Source organism: Microcoleus sp. S13_C3, assembly GCF_036700905.1.
Taxonomy (GTDB): domain Bacteria; phylum Cyanobacteriota; class Cyanobacteriia; order Cyanobacteriales; family Microcoleaceae; genus Microcoleus.
Genome location: NZ_JAUBPT010000347.1, coordinates 1 through 1,549, shown reverse-complemented (window position 1 = coordinate 1,549; position 1,549 = coordinate 1). Strand labels below are relative to the sequence as shown.

Below are 1,549 nucleotides of genomic sequence, written 5' to 3'. Positions count from 1 at the left end.
GACAGTTGACAGTTGACAGTTGACAGTTGACAGTTGACAGTTGACAGTTGACAGTTGACAGTTGACAGTTGACAGTTAACTTTAACCTGGTTCCTCGGCAGATGCTGGGAATACATACCCAATGCCCCATGCCCTATGCCCTATGCCAATTCCTAAATGTAATTCTTAACCTTTTTTAAGTTCACTTAACCTTCATACTTAAGAATAGGGGCCACCATAGCTGGATTGACCGCCTGACTTGAGATATTGGATGACCGATGGGGGATGGGGGTTAGTTGTGCAAGGGATCAACTCGTGCTCTAGAAAAATCCAAAATCCAAAATCTCAAATCCAAAATCCAAAATCCAAAATCGAATGATCCGCCGCCGTCTGCAAGAGAAATTCATTTTATGCCTTGGTCTCGTATCCTGAGTGGAATAGTTGCGATCGCCCTTGCTTTGGGAATGATTATTATGGGCGGATGGTACTTCACCGTCGGCTTTGGAGTCATCGTCTACCTAGGGCAATTGGAATATTTTCAATTAGCCAGGGCTAAAGGCATTGCTCCCGCTGCCAAAACTACCTTAGCCGTCAGTCAAGGGCTATTAATTACTGCCGCCCTAGCACCGGAACTCGTAGATGCCATGTTCCCCTTAGCGGGAACCTTAATTTGTTTCTACCTGTTATTCCAACCTAAATTATCGACGATCGCCGATATTGCCTCCTCAGTTTTAGGATTGTTCTACGGCGGTTATTTGCCCAGCTATTGGGTACGGCTGCGAGTCGGCCTCGACCCAGGCAATCTTGCTACAACCCAACTTTCGCAAGCAGTAGCAAGCAATTTGCCCGTTAACATTTACTCGCCGCCGTCTTGGACAACTTCCAGCCACATATCTTTAGGATTGACTTCGCTGCTGCTGGCTTTCTTCTGCATCTGGGCCGCTGACATTGGGGCTTATTTTGTCGGCAAATTCTTCGGCCGCACTAGCCTATCCCACATCAGCCCCAAAAAAACCGTTGAAGGTGCCGTATTTGGAGTTTGCGGCAGCATCGCCGTGGCAGCCGCTGGGTCTTGGTATTTACACTGGCCGGGGTGGCCGTATACTGGGGCTGCTTTTGGTCTGTTGATTGGGGTTGCTAGCCTGTTGGGAGATTTAACTGAGTCGATGATGAAGCGAGACGCCGGCGTTAAGGATTCGGGGCAGTTGATCCCCGGTCACGGTGGCATTCTCGATCGCACCGACAGTTATGTTTTTACCGCGCCCTTAGTCTACTATTTTGTCACTTTACTGTTGCCCGCGATCGACTCTTTTTTAATTAATCGGTAATTGGGAATTGGGAATTGGGAATTGGGAATTGGGCATTGGGAATTGGGAATTGGCCCGCGCAGGGAATTGGGAATTGGGAATTGGGAATTGGGCCGCGCAGGGCAAACAGGGCATTGGGCATTGGGTATGTATTCCCAGGATCTGCCGAGGAACCAGGTTAAAGTTAACAGTTAACAGTTAACAGTCAACAGTCAACAGTCAACAGTCAACAGTCAACAGTCAACAGTCAACAGTCAACAGTC

The 1,549-nt window shown here is 48.3% G+C and carries 2 protein-coding genes; both read left to right on the top strand.

Going from position 1 to position 1,549, the window contains the following annotated elements; all coding sequences use genetic code 11:
• The first annotated feature begins 389 nt into the window (after positions 1-389).
• Positions 390-1,307 carry a phosphatidate cytidylyltransferase gene (locus QUA16_RS36630; RefSeq protein ID WP_333109751.1) on the top strand — a complete coding sequence of 306 codons (918 nt, stop codon included), beginning with the start codon at positions 390-392 and terminating at the stop codon, positions 1,305-1,307.
• On the top strand, positions 1,308-1,481 hold the full coding sequence (locus tag QUA16_RS36625) for a hypothetical protein (protein ID WP_333109753.1): 174 nt from the start codon (positions 1,308-1,310) through the stop codon (positions 1,479-1,481).
• Positions 1,482-1,549: the final 68 nt, after the last annotated feature.

Coding starts and splice junctions, on each gene's coding strand:
- QUA16_RS36630 (WP_333109751.1), top strand. CDS start 390: ATGCCTTGGTCTCGTATCCTGAGTGGAATAGTTGCGATCGCCCTTGCT.